This is a genomic window from Shewanella septentrionalis (genome assembly GCF_025370265.1).
GTDB lineage: Bacteria > Pseudomonadota > Gammaproteobacteria > Enterobacterales > Shewanellaceae > Shewanella > Shewanella hafniensis.
Genome location: NZ_JAMTCC010000032.1, coordinates 30,655 through 50,157 on the forward strand (window position 1 = coordinate 30,655; position 19,503 = coordinate 50,157).

A 19,503-nucleotide genomic window follows, 5' to 3' on the forward strand; every position below is an offset into this window, starting at 1 on the left:
ACTGTTTTATCGGTTTTAAATTGGCTTCAAGCACAAACTACAAATCTAAGGGAAATGCGCTCCAACGCCATTTCCCTTTTTCAATGCACACAGTACAACATCAAGAACCTTTACCAATAAAAAGTGACCCACCCAAACCGACAGAGTAAACTAGCGCCCTTGCCTTATGGCCTTACTTTGCAAGCAAAGCAAACCTTGTAGTCTAATGCTTTATTTCAGGCGATTTATTCTGAGATCCCGAGCGCTTATTTCAGGCTATGGATGTTAAGCCTGTGACTTAATTCAAACGTGAAATAAGTAAAACCCAACAATAACAAATCATTAGTAATAGAAACCAATAGTAGTAGAAATCCATATGCAGCTTAAGCCTTCTTGCTTTACCTCTTTCACACAAGCCATTGATGCCTATGCCCTGCCGCAGCGTTTTACCTTTCCTTTCTATTACGAACCACATCCGCTGTGCGTGATTGCAGCCAACGAATTACAACAACACCTTGAGACTCAAAGTGATTGGCAACATAACTTTGGCCTAACGGGTGAGTTAACTGGCGCCATTGGCAAGATGTTCGGCGTAATGCTGGTACAAAATCCGCAAGGTGAAGTGGGCTATTTATCGGCATTTTCGGGTAAGTTGGCTGAACAAAACCATTGGCCGCGCTTCGTTCCACCTGTATTTGATATGCTGGCTAAGGACAATTTTTTCCACGCCGAAAATCTGCAAATCAACCAAATTAACGAGCAGCTGTTTGCAGTAGAAAACCATCCCGACATTCCGAGGCTATCAAACGAGCTAGAAACTGAACAAGCTCAAGCGCAAGCCAAACTTGCCGCCCACAGACAAGTGATGATCGATGGCCGCCAATCTCGCAAGGCGCAGCGCAATCAACTCGCAGCCCAATTGGCTGCCAATCCGACTGATGAGACCTTGCGTGAAAACGCAATAACTGAAGCAAAGCTTAGCCAAGAAAGCATCAGTGAAAAGAATCAATTAAGAGATATTAAACGCTATTGGGATGAACGTATTCATACCATCAGCCAAGCGCTAAGCCAACTGACAGATGAGCGCGATGCGTTACGACAACAGCGTAAGCGGCTCTCGGCGGCGCTGCAGCAAAAGCTGTTTGAGCAGTATCAGTTTTTGAATATTAAAGGCACAGAAAAGAGCCTTAACGGCATATTTAACGGTACGGTTGAGTTAACGCCACCCGCAGGCTCGGGCGAATGTGCCGCGCCTAAGTTGTTACATTACGCCTTTAAACATGGTCTTAAGCCATTAGCAATTGCCGAGTTTTGGTGGGGCGCGCCGCCAAAATCAGAAATCCGCCAGCATAAGCAGTTTTATCCCGCCTGTCTGCGAAAATGCCAACCTATTCTAGGACATATGCTCGAAGGACTCGTGGTTGATGACAACCCTCTGCTTACCAACCCCGCCGAAGGCAAAACTTTAACCATCCTCTACCAAGACGATGCGATGGCGATTGTGAACAAACCCGCCGAGTTTTTATCCGTGCCCGGCAAAGAGATTGAAGACTCAGTGTATTCGCGTATCCGCCAAACCTTCCCCCATGCCACAGGGCCGCTTATCGTCCACAGGCTCGATATGTCGACCTCGGGATTAATGGTGATCGCGATGACAAAAGAGGCCCATAAACAGCTGCAAAAACAATTTATCCAGCGCACTGTGACTAAACGTTATGTGGCACTTTTGGCGGGAATTCCTGCGGTAATGGCGAATGAGCAAGCGACGGGTAACATCTCTTTACCCTTGCGTGGTGATTTAGACGATAGACCGAGACAACTCGTTTGCCATGAGTTTGGTAAAGCAGCCGAAACCCATTGGGAATTGAGCCAACTTGATGAAATGGCACGTACAGCCCGCGTGTATCTGTATCCAAAAACAGGCAGAACCCATCAACTCAGGGTTCACTGCGCCCACTCAGAGGGGCTAAATACACCGATTGTCGGTGACGACCTCTACGGCACTCGCGCCAATCGCCTGCATCTGCATGCGGATTTATTGATGCTTCAGCATCCCGTTACCCGTGAGCGGATGCGCTTTCAGGTCGATCCTGATTTTTGAGATCTGAGTTCTGATATTGATTAGCAAGGCACCCAAGGAAGAACCAAGCTTAGGGGGCATTATCAGAAGTTTGACCGCGATGTAAAAGCGGGCTTTTTCGGGCATAGTAATGCCTCACTCAAAACGGAATCGATAGCAGTAGTATGGGCATAGGCAATCTGGTTACAAACATTAGCCGAAATCAATGGTTCTTATTCGCTTTGCTGAGCGCCGCCCTATTCATGAGCGCCTGTCAGCCAGCATCGGAACCGAGTGAACTCCAGACAAACCCAGATGCCAGTCATACAGCAGAAGTCACCTCTGCAACCGAAATGCCTCGTGCTCCACTCACCCAGGAAGTCTATATCTGGCAGCGCCAATGGCGCCCCGCCAATCAAACGGCATTAGTGCAAAGCCAAGGAGCATTCCAAGGATTACGCATTTTAGCGCTGCAAGCACATCCAAAACCCAATGGTGCAGACATTTGGTTTGAAGTCGCGGTCAATCATGCTTGGCTACAGGCAGATCCTAGACCTAAAATCGCTGTGGTTCGTTTAGATGGCCAGTTCGCGCATTTAAATGATAAAGAAGTGATCAATAAAATCAGCCAAGTACTGACAGATTGGCAGGCAAAAGGCACGCATATCGCAGGGGTTGAAATCGATCACGACAGCGCCAGCAGTAAACTGCCCGCCTATCGGGATTTTCTTAAAAAGCTTAAAGCGCAGTTACCAGCAGACCTTAAACTCAGCATTACCGCCCTGCCCGCTTGGCTCAATAGCGCCGATTTCCCCGCATTACTCACTAATATTGATGAACTCGTGCTGCAAATTCACAGCGTGAGCGACCCACGCCTCGGACTATTCGATGCAGCTCAAGGTTGGCAATGGGTGCAGCAACTCTCAAAAATCAGTACTGTGCCTTATCTTATTGCGCTTCCCGCTTACGGCTCGGCGGTCATCAGCACTGCTTCAGGTTATAAAGTGGAGAGTGAAACACCGCTGCGGGGTCAACTCAATGACACCCATGCCGTTGAGGAACTGATGGCCGACCCGCAATTATTGCAAGCTTTTGTGCACAAACTGCAAAGCCGCACTGATGCCAAGATCAAAGGCATTATCTGGTTCAGGCTGCCGCTGGAAGGGGATAAAAGAGTCTGGCCACTCGACACCTTAATCGCCGTTGCGCAGCAAGGTAAACTTGCCGCCAAGATTGAATTAGTGATCTCAAGCGATAACGATACCCAAACGACATTAGCCACTGAAAATAAGACTAAAAACCAAGAAATCCTCAAGCCACAGCTATTCCAACTGAGCTTAATTAATCGCGGTAATATTGCTGGCGAGATTCCCGCGACTTTGTCCCTAGCGGGACAAGCTTGCAGCGGGTATGATGCGCAAAATGGCTATCGCGTAATACAAAAAAATGGGCTGTTAGTCTGGCAGTGGCGAGCTGACAATACCGCCGCGTTGGCGCCGACTGAAACAGCTCCAAGCGCGACGAACATGCCAATGCCGCTACCAAACAAAGACACTCAAAAACACATGCTCAACCCTGGCGGCCAGAAAGTGATAGGCTGGGCACGTTGTGAGTCATTATATTTACAGGGAATTTATGCGCCATAAGCCAAAATCATCATCCACAATGGCAACATCCAATCGGACTTTTATGCTTAAAAAGACCACGCTTATCTGTTTAAGCCTATTTTCGCCAATGCTCTTGGCCTGCGGCCCCGACTTCCCTTTGCAATTGACTCAGGACAGGCAAAGTAATCTCAGCTATTTACCGCAAACCTCCTTTAGCCAGCAGCTTACCGCCCTCGCAAAACCTTTGCCTTGGCAGTATCAAGATGCGCCAGCCGCGCAGGAATATCTGTGGGATGAAGTGCATAGCCGTTATCTGTCACAAACTCGCGCCTTTGAAAACAGCGAGTTAAGTGAAGCCCATTTAATTTTAGTGAACACACTAAGGGATGCGACAGGTCCAATCGAGGCCGAACAAATGGCTGCGAAGTTGGATAAGGATCTGCCCCAAGCGCTGACCTGGTACACCTTAGGCGCCGTGGCGTTTGAGGCAAAAGATTATGATAGAGCGAGTAACTATTTTAGCAAAATCATTAAATTACCAGAAAGCGAACGCGCATCTCGCAGCCTGTGGGCACTCTATTCGCTGTCGCGTATTGAGCTTATCTTAAGTAAAACCTCGGCGGATCCTGAGCACTTTAATCGTGCCAACGCTTACCTGACTCAATTGCAAAACGAAGTCACCCAAGGCGCCGCCGATCCCCTGCGTTTGAGCTTAGCGAGCCTGGGTGAGCAAGCCTATATTCTGCTGCACCAAGGCCAGCCGCTCCCGCAAGTGACTAATCAAGGTGCAGGTGAAACCGAGTCAGAACTGCAAATGACGCTTACCCCTGATGCACTGAATAAGGCGATTGAGCTCTACGCAACCCAATCGGTACAAGGCGATAGCGGCGGTTATGATTCTTTATTGATGTTAAGCCGTACCTTGATGGGGAAAGACATTGCTGAACTAAAACCGTTACTGCAACAGACAAGCGTGCAGCAGTTATTGATTGCCTATTGGCAAAGTAGCACCAATGAATTTGCCTACGATGGCCAGCTTTCGGAAATGGGCTCAAAGGTAGCTGAAATCCTCAAAGTGTTTCCAACCGATGGTTTACAACTCAACCATGGCGATAAGTTAGCCGCGATTTATTACCAGCTTGGCGATTATGCCAGTGCTGAGCGCCTATTGACGCTAGCGAAACCCAGCGGCCTCACTTGGTGGCTCAACGCAAAATTACTGCTACAAAAGGACGATCAAGCAGAAGCGGCCAAGGCCTATGCTCAGGCAGCGCGTCACTTCCCCAAACAGTCTAATGAAACATTGGCCACAGTTGATGCCAAAGAGACTCAGCAGCAAGCCATTAATGCCGATGAAGATACATCCACTTACTGTCGTATTCGCGCAGAGCAAGGGGTGTTATCCCTAGAGCGCGGCGAATATGTCGATGCGCTCAATCACTTACTCGCCAGCGGTGACGAATACTGGCAAGACATCGCCTATGTGGCGGAGCGCGTGCTCACCACGGCTGAACTTAAGTTATTTATCGATGAGCATGTGCCGCTTATCGCCTTCGAATACCCTAAAGATAGCGACTGGTACGATAATATAGAGCCGATTAACAATCGCTTACGCTATTTACTGGGCCGCAGATTATTACGCGAAGGCGCAATCGCCGAAGCGCCCGCTTATTTCCCTAATCCTAACCTTAATGCCAGCGCCCTCACCTATGGCACTGAGCTGAACGCGGCGAAAAGTGCAACAGGCATAGATAGCGCTAAGGCCTATTGGGCTGCGGCCGAACTTGCCCGCCATCAAGGTATGGAAATTTTAGGGTTTGAATTAGCACCGGATTACGCTATCTACCAAGGGGTATTCGATCTAAGCGATTGGAATGAACCGAGCAAATTGGCCGAGAAAGAACAGCTGCGGTTAAGCGCCAGCCAAGCCGTTCCCGATAAACGCTTTCATTATCGCTACACGGCGGCGGAACTGGCCAACAAGGCATCGGATCATGTCCCCCAAAACAGCCAAGCCTATGCCGCGCTACTCTGTCAAGCCACGGGTTGGGTATTGTATCGAGATCAAGAACTTGCCCTACGCTACTACAAAAAATACGTCGCCAACGGCCCCTTTGTGCCTTGGGCCGAAAACTTTGGTATGCAGTGTGAAGCCCCCGATTTTGACGGTGCAGTAAAACGAGCACAGGCCAATGAAATTGCAGAATGGAACGCCCTGTACCACAAGCTGAAAAAGCCCGTTGTATTTGGCGTATTAGTCATCACTGGATTGATTGGTGTGTGGTGGATGCGTAGAAGAAAGACTAAAAATAACTAACCATTCAGGTCTTTCTCTCTTAACGTCGATATGATGAAAAGAGAGAAAGACGCATACCGCTTTACTTGTTCACGCAGTTAATCACTTCCCCCTGCAAATAACCGTGCACATTCGCCACGGCAATATTGAGTAGACTTTGTCTCGCTTCCTTCGTCGCCCACGCGTTGTGGGGACTAATGCTGATATTCGGCGCATGCAACAAGGGATTATCCGCACTGGGCGGCTCGGTCGATAACACATCGACACCGGCAAATAAGCGGTTTTGCGAAAGCGCTGCAGCAAGTGCGGCCTCATCAATTAATCCACCGCGCGCCGTATTAATAAGCAGCGCATTAGGCTTCATCAAGGCTAGTGCTTGCTGATTGATAAATTGCTCAGTCTCAGGGGTAAGCGGGCAATGCAGCGAGATAATATCTGATTCGCTCAGCACAGTATCACGCGGTACCCAAGTGGAACCTTGGGGCAAGTCTTTGATAACAGAGCGGGTATTGACGAGCACTTTCATCCCGAATGCAAGGGCGAGCGTCCCAACCTGCTGGCCGATATCACCATAACCTATTAAACCTAAAGTCTTGCCTTTTAAGGATTGCAGCGGCATTAAGGTGAAACAAAAATCTTGGCAGTTCACCCACAGACCATCAACCACAGCTTGATGATGGGCAGCCACGGCTTGGGTGTGATGCAGTATATGGGCAAAAACCATCTGCGCTACGGCATCGGGCGCATAGGCGGGCACATTCGTTACCACTATACCGCGCGCTTTTGCAGCCGCTATATCAACAACGTTGGTACCCGTTGCCAATACACCTATATATTTAAGTTCCGTAAGTTGCGCCAGAGTCTTAGCATTAAGCGGCGTTTTATTGGTGAGAATGATCTCTGCACCTTGGGCACGCGCGACAATATCGGCGCCAGCGGTGCGGGGGAAACACGCAAACTCGCCTAATTCAGTCAAGGATTGCCAACTGAGATCGCCAGGATTTAAGGTTTCGCCATCGAGTACAACTATCTTCATGCCGCTAAATCTCCTTTTAAGACGATGTGTTAGCGCTAAAAACTGACTTTAAGCCCAAGGTTAGCCTGCGCCTGCCACATCACGTCCGACGTAATGTGCCATAGGCATTCATCTTCATTGCAAAACAGTGAGCTGTCGCTGTCGATAAACGTCGCGTAACCGCGGATATCCGCAAACAGACCAAAGTGTGGCGTCACTTGATACTCTACCCCGCCGCCAACTCCCATAGAGAAACGCGTTTCACTCGACCAAGCGTCGGGCAACATGCGGGTTATCCCCGCACTTGCGGTGACATAGGGTCGAATATCGCCACGGGGGAAATATAAAGTGCCGCCTAAGTGGATGTAATCTAAGTCTAAAGAGGTAAGACGATCGGGCGTAAACAAACCGCCACTTTTGAGTTCAGAGGCTTGGTGACTGTATAAAAGATAAATATTACCGGGATCATTCGTGCCAATGCCCAGCATCAGGCCGTAATGGCTTGATTCCTCGACCTTCACATTTTTCTTGTCGCCCGTTTGATCTGCGTTGACGTCAATTTGATTAACATCAAATTGACCGCCACCCAGACTATAACCGCCAAAAGGTGCGACAAACACCTCAGCCTGCACGGACATAGTCACAGGTAACAAACTCGCCAACAGCAACAGGCTATGCGTGTTTTTCATAATGAATTCCTTATCTTTTATAAAATCCAAAGCAATCAAGACTAACGCATACCACGCTCAGACTTGACTCTGTCATAGGCCGCTTGAATATCCTGTGCCTTACGATTTGCCAACTCCATCATTTCCGGTGGCAGGCCTTTAGCGACTAACTTATCGGGATGATGTTCGTTCATCAACTTACGGTAAGCTCGCTTAACTTCTTGGTCGCTGGCCTCGTTAGTAATCCCCAGCAAACTGTAGGCATCGGTAATCGATGTTTTATTACCACTTGAGGTCTGATGAAAGCGAAACTCCGCTTGCCAGCGCTTCAGTAACTCATCTAACTGCACTCGACCATAACCTAACTCTTGGGCAATCGTCATCAAGATAGCGTGTTCAGCGGGATCCAGTTCACCATCGGACAATGCCGTTTGGATCTGAATTTCAATGAACATCTGCACTAACTCTTTGCGTCCCATGGTAATAACGCGGAAAGCTTGGAGGCTGCTGCGTAGATCAAAATCCGCCGATTTCCCCTCGCGAAACGCCTGCTGCGCTTCTTTACGGGCTTCACCGGTTAAGCGCATTTGATCCATCAACAGGGTCGCGATGCGAATATCGGTTTCAGTCACCTGTCCCGACGCTTTCGCCACATGCCCCATCACCGCAAAGGTGGTATTGAAGAAGATCGCTTGGCGATTCTTAGCCTGCCCTAGAACTTGTCGAAACCCCACGCCAGAAGCTGCGCGCTTATCGTAGAGGTGCCCGAGCCACAAGCCGAGCAAAGCACCAAAGATGCGGCCGAACATAAAGCCAATGATAAACCCAAAAAACTTACCCCAAAAGCGCATCTTATATCCTGATTTCTATAATGTATTTGATGTGCCAGCGCTATCCTATGGATAAGCAAGCACAGATATTTAGGTATTGCTTTGTAATCTGAGTTCGAGCCCTTGCAGGCGTGCAATCGTGCCAACATCGCACCAAAGCCCGTGAAACAGCGCGCCGCTGACTCGGCCTTGGGCCATTTGCTTTCTAAGCAGCGGACCGAGTGCAAACGCGCCCTGCGGCGTGTGATTAAACAGCGACGGCCGATAAATGCCCATGCCAGAGAAAGTGTGCTTAGTCTCACCAAGCTCCTGCACTCGATTGCCACTCAAGGCGAAATCCCCCTGCGGATGCTGCTCAGGATTAGGCACTAGCCAGAGATGGGCGAGCGTATCGGCAGCAAGCTGCGTGATTGGCGGTAAGGCATCGATAAACACATCACCATTAATGACCAAAAAGGGTTCATCGCTTTCCCCCTCACACAATAAAGGCAAAGCCCGTTTAATGCCGCCGCCGGTTTCAAGCGCACTCTCTTCGGCGCTATAGCGAATTCGCACCCCAAAAGCGCTGCCATCGCCCAGCGCCTCGACTAATTTATGCCCTAGCCAAGCATGGTTGATGACGATATCGACTATGCCTAACGCGGCGAGTTTTTCAATATGGTAAACAATCAACGGTTTACCTAATACTGGCACCATAGGTTTAGGCATATTATCCGTTAACGGCCGTAACCTCTCACCTCGTCCGGCGGCCAAGATCATGGCTTTCATTGCTTAACCTCAGATAAAGACTGGCTAGCTGCAAACGCAGGCAACACGCGACGAGTCAACCAGTGTGCAAATGACACGAGTTCGGGATACTGCATGGCAATGTCGACAATATACGTTAATGTCAGTGGAATATCCGCCATATAGGCAGGTTTACTGTCGCGATAATTTAACCGTGCAAAAATCCCCACCGCCTTGATGTGACGCTGCAAGCCCATGAGATCAAACCAAGTTTGGTATTGTTCCAAATTAGTCAGTGCGGGAATAAAGCCTAGCGCGAGTGCTTGCTGATAATGGTATTGCATCAAGTCTGCGACTAACGGCTGCGGCCAGCGAATATAACAATCACGCAATAGCGATACCGCGTCGTAAGTCACAGGGCCGACGACAGCATCCTGAAAATCAATTACGCACAATTTGCCTGCTTGCAGCATAAGATTGCGGCTATGGAAATCCCTGTGCATCCCCACACTAGGCTGAGATAGCGCATTGTCGACAAGCAGATCGAAGCTATCGCTTAGCATTTGCAGCTCTGACTCGTCCAATGACAAATTAAGATGAGTGCCGAGAAGCCACTCAGTAAAGATGTGCAATTCACGGCGAACAAAGGCTTCGTCGTACAGCGGTAAGGGCTCAACTAGGCCACTAACAAAATGCTGACTTGCAACTACAGAGGCCACTTGCGGCAGCAAATCGAGCGCCTGACGATAATAGTCAGCCACGTTTTGCACGTTAAGCACAGATAACAGCTGGACATCACCTAAGTCGCTCATCAGCATAAAACCTTGAGCAGCATCGGCATGGATCACTTTTGGAACTGTCAGTCCCGCGGCGGCATAGGCATTAGATAAGGCGATAAAGGGTGCGATGGGCACCAATTGTGGCGGTGAATCGGCGGCGATAAAGGTGGCATCGGGCGTCGTGATCCGAAAGTAACGTCTAAAACTTGCGTCACCGGAAATCAATACTGGTGTCACCTCATCGGAAAAATAACCATTCAGCCACTGATTTAGGGAAAGAAATCTCGGATCGGATAAAGTCATTTCATGGCTCTTAAAGAAAAATTGCTTTATTATAGCTGGCATATAATTTGGAAACAGCTAAGAAATTGAGAGATTTATTAAGCGACGTTGCGTTTGTAAATTGCAACTTTCCCCATCCATACTTGTCCAGAATAAGAAATCATAATTACTGACCTAAAGATGCAGATCCGATACCTTCTGGCCCTGAGCCTGTTACCGCAAATAGTCCTGGCAGACGACTCTCCAACCGCTTCGGCATCTCAATGCTTAATCGAACCGCCAGTACCCCGTATCGTATCTCAAACCCAAGGGATGAGTGCGGCTGAACTCAACAAAATTCGTATTGTCTCTGATAACTCTGATGCCGAAATGGGCAAACAGGCGATTTTCCGCGGGGATGTGGTTTTTAGCCAAGGCGATAGACACATAGCAGCCGATGAGGCGATTCTAGATCAAGCGACTGAACAGTTTGATGCCAATGGTAATTTAGTTTTTCAAGACAGTAACTTCACTGTTACCGCCGAATCATTACAAGCTCAAATGCGCTCCAATCGTGCCACCCTCAAAGGGGCACAATATTGGCTGCATGGCCAACAGGTCCATGGCGATGCCGAAAAACTGCAGATCACCATCAATAACAATTTAATTTTAACCAATACTAACTTTACCACTTGTCCTCCCGACAATGTGTCTTGGCTGCTCGAAGCCGAAAAAATTAAGATCAACAGTGAAGAAGAATGGGGCGAAATTTGGAATGCCAAATTAAGAGTCGGCGGTGTGCCGGTATTCTACATTCCCTATATGACAGTGCCGGTTTCTGATAAACGTAAGTCGGGTTTCCTCTACCCCAGCTTTAGCACCAGTACTACCAATGGCGTCGAATTTTCAGCGCCCTATTACTGGAATATTGCCCCTGAATATGATTTAACCTTTACACCTAACTATATGTCTAACCGTGGTTTATTCACTAAGACTGAGTTTGGTTATCTAGCCGGTGATGCCCAGAAAGGCCGAGTCAATTTTGAATACCTTGGCAACGATCAATTGATCAGTGGCAGTCCTAATCGCTACCTGTATAACTGGCAACATCAAGGGGCTATCAACAAAAATTGGCGTGTTTTAGCTAATTTTACTGACGTGTCAGACAACAACTATTTCAATGACTTAAAGTCAGATGTGAACCGTGCTACCGACAACCAATTGTCGCGCATAGGTGAAATCAGCTACTTCGAAAGTAACTGGGATATCAGCACTCGGGTCCAAGACATTAAAGTACTCGGTGAAGATGAAAAACCGTATCAGGTAATGCCTCAGGTCAACTTTAACTATCGTGCAGCTGACTTTTGGAATAATTTAGATTTTGGTTTTAATTCGGAGCTGACTAATTTTGCCCATCAGGACAACAATGTTAATACGGCGACGCGTTTACATATGGCACCGAGCGTGACTCTGCCGATTCACGGACCTTCGGGCTCACTCACCAGCCAAGTGAAGTTAATGCAGACCAATTATTGGCAACATAATGAAGACCCAGATCTTGTTGTCGACGACACAGTAAGCCGAACCATTCCACAGGTACGGATTAATGGTCAGATTAATTTCGAGCGTTTTACTGAGCTTTTCGATGAAAACTATCGCCAAACACTCGAGCCACAATTCCAATATCTTTATGTCGGCTACGAAGACCAACGTGGTATAGGTATTTATGATACGGCCCAATTGCAGGATGACTATTTTGGTCTATTCCGTGATCGCCGCTTCTCGGGGTTGGATCGGATCTCCGATGCGAATCAAATTACGCTTGGTTTAACAACTCGCTTGTTCGACGATCACAACCAAGAAGCGACTAAATTTAGCCTAGGGCAAATTTTTTACTTGCAGGACAGTAAAGTCGGTTATGAAGACAATATTTTTGAATCAAATCAATCGACATCAGTACTAGCAGCCGAGTTAGATACACGTTTAACGAATAATTGGTACATGGGGGCGGCAATTCAGTACGACACCAACACCAGCGAAAATAAAAAAACGGAAGTCACTTTAGACTTCAGACCCGAAGCGAACAAATTACTGCAATTTAGTTATCGTTACGTTCCTGATTTATTGAACTCCAATACCAATGATACTGTGAACATCTCCCAAGCGGGTGTTCGTGGCGCTTGGCCCATCAGTGACGATCTCTACTTCGTGGGTAATTGGTATTATGACTTAAACGAAAGCCGCAGCATTGAAACCTACACAGGTATTCAATACGAATCATGTTGTTATGCGGTGCGATTTAGTTATCACTACCGCATTAAAACTAACTATGACGACAACATAGGCTCTTCTGCTATCGACTCCCGTGAGCAGTTTGAAAGCGGCTTCTACCTGAACTTAGTCATTAAAGGACTCGGTGGTTCTGGCCCATTAGGCGTAACCGATATGCTCAATGACGGCCTGTTTAACTACAGAAAACCGCTTTATCTGAGGAATTAGCAAAGAATTGTGATAGATTGCTGAACCTCAACAAGGACTGAGAGTCCAAACAGGTTAATGAGTGCTTTATCGTTTGCCTTTTGCTAACGCTAATAAAAGTGGATCTAAAGGGTTAACCATGCACTCAAATACATCGCCAAAAAATTACATTAGGGCAACTCGCTGTAATTTCGATATAAATGGTAAAGTTATTTCAATTAAGCCGTCGAACCTGACCTTAGAACGTGCCAAGGATTTTGTGGATGAAACCCAGTAAACACCTGATTTTTGCTTTATTTGCACTCGCTATCAGCCAACCTACATTGGCCGCACCTCAGCCGCTCGACCGCGTTGCGGTCCAAATTAACGACGGCATAGTGCTCGAAAGTGAAATCGCTAACATGATTGACACTGTTAAAGCCAATGCTAAAACGGCAAACCAATCGTTACCTTCCGACAGTGCCCTGCGCACTCAGGTGATCGAACGTTTGATCTTGACCCGTTTACAGCTGCAAATGGCAGATCGTATCGGCCTACATATTGGTGACTTACAATTAGACCAAGCGATTGAAAACATCGCGCGCGAACAAAAAATGTCTGTGGCCCAGATGCAACAGAAAATTGAAAGCGAAGGGTTAAGCTTTAGCCAATACCGCGAGCAATTACGCGAAGAAATCACCTTAGGTGAAATTCAACGTATTCAAGTACAACGCCGTATCCAAGTGTCACCACAGGAAATTACCAGCCTAGTCAAACTCATCCAAGAACAAGGGATGAAAGATGTGGAATATCAAATTGGCCACATCCTGATTGACGTGCCAAGTAATCCAACCAGTGAACAACTGGAATCCTCGAGTAAACGTGCCAATATCGTTTTGGAGCGTTTGAAGAGTGGTGAAGATTTCCGCCGTACTGCTATAGCGTCTTCTTCGGGTCCTAAAGCACTCGAAGGTGGTATTTGGGACTACATGAACATCAACGAAATGCCAACCCTGTTTGCCGAAGTGATCAACGGCGCGAAAACAGGCGACATTATCGGTCCAATTAAGAGTGGTGCAGGTTTCCATATCATCAAGATCATGGATGCTCGTGGCCTACAAACCAAAGAAATCGAAGAAGTCAGAGCGCGCCACATTTTGCTTAAGCCATCGCCAATTCTGTCGGAAGACCGTGCTAAAGCTATGCTTGAGCAATTCCTGAAGCAAATTCGTTCAGGTGAAGCTAAGTTTGAGGATCTTGCGCGTCAATATTCTGAAGACCCTGGTTCAGCCACTAAAGGCGGCGAATTAGGTTGGGCAGAACCAAGCATTTACGTGCCTGAGTTTGCTCAAACTCTTAATAGCTTAAAAACCGACCAGATTAGTGAGCCGTTCCGTACCACCCACGGTTGGCATATCACTCAGTTAGAAGAACGCAGAAAAACCGATGCCACAGATCAATTCAACAGCAACCGTGCGCACCAATTGATCTTCCGTCGCAAATTTAACGAAGAACTGCAAAACTGGCTAGACGAAATGCGCTCAGACGCATACATTGAAATCTTCCAGCCAGAGACCAATCGAGGTTAATTCTAATTGAGCACTAAACGTATTGCCGTTACCCCAGGTGAACCCGCAGGTATCGGCCCCGATTTAGTCGTACAACTCGCTCAGCAGGCTTGGCCTGCTGAGTTAGTCGTTTGTGCGGATCCAGAATTATTAGCGAGCCGTGCTAAACAACTCGGTTTGCAAGTGACTTTCCGTCCTTACCAGCCAAATCAAGCGCCTAAACCGCAAGAAGCGGGCACATTAACCATAGCGCCCTTCAAGCTAGTGAGCGAAGCAATTTGTGGTCAACTCGATGAGCAAAACAGCACTTATGTGGTTGAAACCTTGCGTTATGCAGGTGAGAAAAACATGAGCGGCGAGTTCGATGCTGTCGTGACAGGTCCGGTACACAAAGGCATTATCAATCAAGCAGGTATTTCCTTTAGTGGCCATACTGAGTTTTTTGCTCATCAAGCAAATTGCCCCGATGTGGTGATGATGCTGGCAACGCCTGGATTGCAAGTGGCGCTGGTCACGACTCATATCCCGCTGGCCTATGTTGCAAAGGCGATAACACGTCAGCGCCTACAGCATATTATCAAGATTCTCGATGCCGATCTGAAAAGTAAATTTGGCATAATTTCGCCGAAAATTTATGTCTGTGGACTCAATCCACACGCAGGTGAAGACGGTCATTTAGGGCGTGAAGAAATCGACGTGATTATTCCGGCACTCAACGAGTTACGAGAAGAGTTTCAAATGAATATTGTCGGCCCATTACCTGCCGATACCCTGTTCCAACCTAAATATTTACAGGACGCCGATGTCGTCTTGGCCATGTACCATGACCAAGGACTTCCCGTTCTCAAGTCACAAGGATTTGGCAAATCGGTAAACATCACCTTAGGTTTACCTTATATTCGTACCTCGGTTGACCACGGTACGGCGCTCACACTCGCGGGTACAGGCAAAGCCGATATTGGCAGTTTTGTATGTGCTCTGAATAAAGCCATTGAGTTATCCTCAAAGAACTAAACGATTACATTATTAATGAGCAACAAAGTACATTTAGGCCACACGGCCAGAAAGCGTTTCGGACAAAACTTCCTTACCGACGGCAATGTGATTGACCGCATTGTGGGTGCTATTGCCCCCGATAATCACCATGTGATGGTCGAAATCGGCCCTGGCCTAGGCGCCTTAACCGAACCCGTAGCCGATGCTGTGGATAATCTGACCGTCGTCGAACTCGACCGCGATCTGGTTGAACGCTTACATCAACACCCAGTCCTTAAAGATAAACTGACCATTCACCAAGGTGATGCTCTGCAGTTTGATTTTGGCCAATTGAGTGTGCCTGGCAAAAAGATGAAAGTGTTCGGTAACTTACCTTACAACATTTCAACGCCGCTAATGTTCCACCTGTTCGAATTTGCCGAACAGATTGAAACCATGCACTTTATGCTGCAAAAAGAAGTGGTGCTGCGTTTATCGGCAAGCCCTGGCTGTAAAGCCTATGGTCGATTAACGGTAATGGCACAATACTTCTGCCAAGTGGTTCCGGTTCTCGAAGTGCCACCCCACAGCTTTACGCCCGCACCTAAGGTCGACTCAGCAGTCGTACGCTTGCTACCATACGCGGTCAAGCCATACCCTTGCAAAGATGTGACCGTACTACGTCACCTTTGTACTACGGCGTTCAACATGCGTCGTAAGACTCTGCGTAATAACTTAAAGCACATGTTATCTGACGATGAGTTCGAGCAATTAGGGATTGACTCAAGTCAACGCCCAGAGCAGATTAGCGTGCAGCAGTATGTTGCTATGGCTAACATGGTTTGTGATAAAAAAGCATAAATATATCAGGGCACTTAGGTGCCCTTATACCAAAACCTAGGAACAAGAATGAGCGCATTGGACACCTCCATTCGGGTTGAAGTTAAAACTGAATATATAGAGCAGCAGTCCTCGCCCGAGGATGAAAAATACCTCTTCAGCTATACCATCACTATCATCAATTTAGGTGAGCAGGCAGCTAAACTCGAAACCCGACACTGGATAATCACAGATGCCAATGGCAATACCAGTGAAGTCCAAGGCGCCGGAGTTGTCGGTGAAACACCAACCATAGCGCCAAATACCGCCTATCAATACACCAGTGGCACAGTGCTCGATACACCCCTTGGCATAATGCATGGCACTTATGGTATGGTCAGCGAATCGGGTGAGCATTTCCAAGCGACGATCCGTCCCTTCCGTTTAGCGACCCCAGGCTTACTACATTAATATCGTTAGGAAAGGGGTACTGTGGCGCATTATTTTGTTGGTGATATTCAAGGCTGTTTCGCTGAATTACAAAAATTACTCGCTAAGGTCGATTTTAATCCCTCCCGTGATGAACTCTGGGCTGTAGGTGATCTTGTTGCACGTGGACCAAACTCCTTAGCTACGCTGCGCTTTTTTCGTTCTTTAGGTGATTCCGCTAAAACGGTTTTAGGCAATCACGATCTCCACTTAATGGCGTTACACGGCAAGCTCAAACGCGCTAAGCCCAGCGATAATTTAACTGAAATTCTTGAATCGCCCGATATTTCAGCCTCAATTGACTGGCTGAGACAGCAACCCCTAATGCGTGAATTACCCGAACACCAACTCATCATGAGTCATGCGGGTGTGCCACCGCAGTGGTCGCTTGAAGTATTAAGAGAAGAAGCCGCACTCGTCAGTTGCGCACTCAAACAAGATGATTATCTTGAGGCACTGATAGCCCAAATGTATTCAGATACCGCCGAGCAATGGGACCCAAGTGCAATTGGCATAGAACGCTTACGTTACTGCATCAATGCATTAACACGCATGCGCTACCTCTATGTCGATGGCCGACTCGATTTTGATTGTAAACAACCTCCTGAAAACTGTACTAATCCACAACTCAAACCTTGGTTTGAGTTTGCTTCGCCCCTGCGCCAGAGTCACACCTTAGTTTTTGGCCATTGGGCAGCACTGATGGGCAAGGTTGGCGATACTAAATTAAAGGCTTTAGATACAGGTTGTTGTTGGGGTGAACACTTAACACTATGGCATCTTGAAAAAGACCAAAAAATTACCCAAAAAAAGTTAAAAAAGAGTTAAACTAAAACAGCTTAAAGTCGATAACAGACTGAGCCGCCTAACCCTGAAATCGCCCTGTTTTCATTTGGAAAAATATAATAAAAATCGGAGTATCCTATGAAATTTAACGTAGCCACCAGAGTGATTGGCGGATTTGGTATTGTCACGCTTTTGCTCGTGGTGCTGGGATTTACATCCTACCTCACCAACAACAGCCTAAAAGCCAGCTCGGCGATGATGCAAGAATTAAGCTTACCTGCGCTTAAGTCGACCAATCACCTCAGTGAAACCTTGAGCGAGCAGCAAAGACAAATCCTGATTGCTTATCACACCCCTAAATCGGCCAATATTCCCAGTATTCGTAAAGTGTTCGATGATCATGGCACTCAGTTCAAAAACGAAATAGCCAACATCACCCAATTAGTGAAAAGCCAGCCAGAACTCACCACCTTAATCAGCCAACTAAACGGTAGTTTCTCAACCTTTGAGCGAGACAGCCTTGCGATGATCGCCGAACGTGAGGCTTCATTAAGCAAGCAAGAACAATTAATTAATCTAAAGAAAAAACTCGAAAATGCCGCCGATGATGCCTCATCAGAACTGCTCGATATTGTTGATTTAGAAAGCAGTCAAAATCCCGATGAACAGAGCCTGGCCGCGTCAGCCAGCGCGATTGATACTAGCCTCGGGAATATCATCACCACTATTGCAGATTTAGTGACTAATGAAGAAGACAATAAACACGAATTGATCTCTAAAGAACTGGACTACATTATCAGCGAAACTAAGAACAAGCTTGAATATGTAAATCGTCATGGCCAAGGTATCGTCGATGCGGATACCTTAAGTTCAGTCACTAAAGATATCGAAAAAGTTTTAGCACTCGTCACTGGCCCGCAATCTATGTTACAGCTGAAATCGAGCCAACTTTCCCATGCTAAAGAAGCCGTAATCAAACTCGGTATTATCGAAAAAGACGTAAAAGTCATTAATTCCAACATGGAGGACGTGAGCAATAACATCGAACTTGTTGCCGCCAACATGAGCAACGACACCATAGCTAAGATTGACTCTGCTAGCATACAAACCATGGTTGTAGTGTTAATTGCTATTATTGTCGCTGTCATTGTGAGTTTTGCTGTAGTGAACCCGCTCAAACGCTCACTCAGCCAAGTGAACAATGCCCTTAACGTCTTAGCCTCAGGCAACCTTACCCATAAGCTGGATGACTCTGGACACGATGAATTTGCGGAGCTAGCGAAAAACTGCAACCGTCTCGTCGATAGCTTACGCAGTTTGATTATCGGTATCTTGGATAGGTCGAACCAACTGGCCGCGGCAGCTGAACAAACGTCAGCAATCACAGCGCAAACCACCTCAGGTATTCAAGAACAAAAAAGCCAAGTGGACCAAGTGGCCACTGCAACCACAGAACTGAGCTCTAGCGCGCAGCAGGTGTCGTTAAGTGCCGATCAAGCCCTTGAGCAAATCAAACAAGCCGACCAAGAAACTCAGCATATGCGCGCCATTGCCGAAGAGAACAAACTGACTATTTTGGCTTTAGCCGATGAAGTGGCAAAGGCAGGCGTTGTGATCAATAAAGTGCAGTCTGATAGCGCCTCAATTGGCTCAATTTTGGATGTGATCCGTGGCATTGCAGAGCAGACTAACCTACTCGCCCTTAACGCCGCCATTGAAGCTGCTAGAGCCGGTGAACAAGGTCGTGGTTTTGCGGTAGTTGCCGATGAAGTCCGTAGCTTAGCCTCACGTACTCAAGTATCGACCCGAGAGATCCAACAGATGATCGAAGTGTTGCAACAAGGTGCAGAGCAAGCCGTTGCCGCCATGGATATGGGACGTGCTCAGGCAAATGCCTGTGTTGAAAAAACTGAGCAAGCCAACATTGCCCTCGAAACCATTAGCCAGTCTGTGCATAAGGCCTATGACTCAGGCACTCATATCGCCCATGCTGCTCAAGAGCAGAATTTAGTGAGTCAGCAAGTGTCTGAGAAACTGGAGCATATTGCTGCCATTTCAGAAGAAACCGCTATCGGCGCAGATCAAACGGCTCAGTCTAGCCATCAAGTCGCTAAATTAGCCGAAGAGCTTCAAGCCTCAGTCGGCGAATTTAGAGTCTAAATGTTAATTGCTAAAATCTTCTAAACCAA

The 19,503-nt window shown here is 47.4% G+C and carries 15 protein-coding genes; 10 read left to right on the plus strand and 5 right to left on the minus strand.

The window, feature by feature from the left end; genetic code table 11:
- Positions 1-355: 355 nt before the first annotated feature.
- The 3 genes from NE536_RS16980 to NE536_RS16990 all read left to right on the plus strand — a co-directional run bounded on the left by NE536_RS16980 (position 356) and on the right by NE536_RS16990 (position 5,962).
- On the plus strand, positions 356-2,080 hold the full coding sequence (locus NE536_RS16980) for an RluA family pseudouridine synthase (RefSeq protein WP_261273420.1): 1,725 nt from the start codon (positions 356-358) through the stop codon (positions 2,078-2,080).
- A gap of 143 nt (positions 2,081-2,223) precedes the next feature.
- Positions 2,224-3,684, plus strand: coding sequence for a DUF3142 domain-containing protein (locus tag NE536_RS16985; protein WP_261273421.1), 1,461 nt, complete (start codon positions 2,224-2,226; stop codon positions 3,682-3,684).
- Complete coding sequence (locus NE536_RS16990) at positions 3,674-5,962, plus strand: hypothetical protein (RefSeq protein ID WP_261273422.1); 2,289 nt, start codon at positions 3,674-3,676, stop codon at positions 5,960-5,962. Before NE536_RS16985 ends, NE536_RS16990 begins: the two co-directional genes overlap by 11 nt.
- A gap of 61 nt (positions 5,963-6,023) precedes the next feature.
- On the opposite strand, the gene NE536_RS16995 is transcribed toward NE536_RS16990, so the two are convergent.
- From NE536_RS16995 to NE536_RS17015, 5 genes are all read right to left on the minus strand, one after another.
- Positions 6,024-6,977, minus strand: a complete 954-nt coding sequence (locus tag NE536_RS16995; protein ID WP_261273423.1) for a D-2-hydroxyacid dehydrogenase — start codon at positions 6,975-6,977, stop codon at positions 6,024-6,026.
- A gap of 35 nt (positions 6,978-7,012) precedes the next feature.
- On the minus strand, positions 7,013-7,645 hold the full coding sequence (locus NE536_RS17000) for a porin family protein (RefSeq protein WP_261273424.1): 633 nt from the start codon (positions 7,643-7,645) through the stop codon (positions 7,013-7,015).
- 41 nt (positions 7,646-7,686) lie between these two features.
- On the minus strand, positions 7,687-8,475 hold the full coding sequence (gene djlA, locus NE536_RS17005; protein WP_071940196.1) for a co-chaperone DjlA: 789 nt from the start codon (positions 8,473-8,475) through the stop codon (positions 7,687-7,689).
- 69 nt (positions 8,476-8,544) lie between these two features.
- Positions 8,545-9,222 carry an N-acetylmuramate alpha-1-phosphate uridylyltransferase MurU gene (gene murU / locus NE536_RS17010; RefSeq protein ID WP_071940195.1) on the minus strand — a complete coding sequence of 226 codons (678 nt, stop codon included), beginning with the start codon at positions 9,220-9,222 and terminating at the stop codon, positions 8,545-8,547.
- Complete coding sequence (locus tag NE536_RS17015) at positions 9,219-10,262, minus strand: aminoglycoside phosphotransferase family protein (protein ID WP_261273425.1); 1,044 nt, start codon at positions 10,260-10,262, stop codon at positions 9,219-9,221. The genes murU and NE536_RS17015 overlap by 4 nt, the downstream gene beginning before the upstream one ends.
- A 159-nt stretch (positions 10,263-10,421) precedes the next feature.
- Between NE536_RS17015 and lptD the strand changes: the two genes are divergently transcribed.
- The 7 genes from lptD to NE536_RS17050 all read left to right on the plus strand — a co-directional run bounded on the left by lptD (position 10,422) and on the right by NE536_RS17050 (position 19,474).
- Positions 10,422-12,719 (plus strand): LPS assembly protein LptD, encoded by a 2,298-nt coding sequence (gene lptD / locus NE536_RS17020; RefSeq protein WP_261273426.1) that lies wholly within the window; start codon positions 10,422-10,424, stop codon positions 12,717-12,719.
- A gap of 242 nt (positions 12,720-12,961) precedes the next feature.
- Positions 12,962-14,266, plus strand: coding sequence for a peptidylprolyl isomerase SurA (gene surA / locus NE536_RS17025; protein ID WP_106649686.1), 1,305 nt, complete (start codon positions 12,962-12,964; stop codon positions 14,264-14,266).
- A 6-nt stretch (positions 14,267-14,272) separates the two neighbouring features.
- Positions 14,273-15,259, plus strand: coding sequence for a 4-hydroxythreonine-4-phosphate dehydrogenase PdxA (pdxA, locus tag NE536_RS17030; RefSeq protein ID WP_261273427.1), 987 nt, complete (start codon positions 14,273-14,275; stop codon positions 15,257-15,259).
- A gap of 15 nt (positions 15,260-15,274) precedes the next feature.
- Positions 15,275-16,081, plus strand: a complete 807-nt coding sequence (gene rsmA / locus NE536_RS17035; protein ID WP_106649684.1) for a 16S rRNA (adenine(1518)-N(6)/adenine(1519)-N(6))-dimethyltransferase RsmA — start codon at positions 15,275-15,277, stop codon at positions 16,079-16,081.
- Positions 16,082-16,129: 48 nt separating this feature from the next.
- The gene (gene apaG, locus NE536_RS17040; RefSeq protein ID WP_006080538.1) at positions 16,130-16,510 is read left to right on the plus strand and encodes a Co2+/Mg2+ efflux protein ApaG; all 381 of its coding nucleotides are present in this window, start codon (positions 16,130-16,132) and stop codon (positions 16,508-16,510) included.
- A gap of 21 nt (positions 16,511-16,531) precedes the next feature.
- Entirely contained in the window at positions 16,532-17,356 is an 825-nt protein-coding gene (locus NE536_RS17045) for a symmetrical bis(5'-nucleosyl)-tetraphosphatase (protein ID WP_261273428.1), read from the plus strand.
- Between the two features lie 96 nt (positions 17,357-17,452).
- Positions 17,453-19,474: a methyl-accepting chemotaxis protein gene (locus tag NE536_RS17050; RefSeq protein ID WP_261273429.1), complete on the plus strand. Its 2,022-nt coding sequence runs from the start codon at positions 17,453-17,455 to the stop codon at positions 19,472-19,474.
- Positions 19,475-19,503 lie beyond the last annotated feature (29 nt).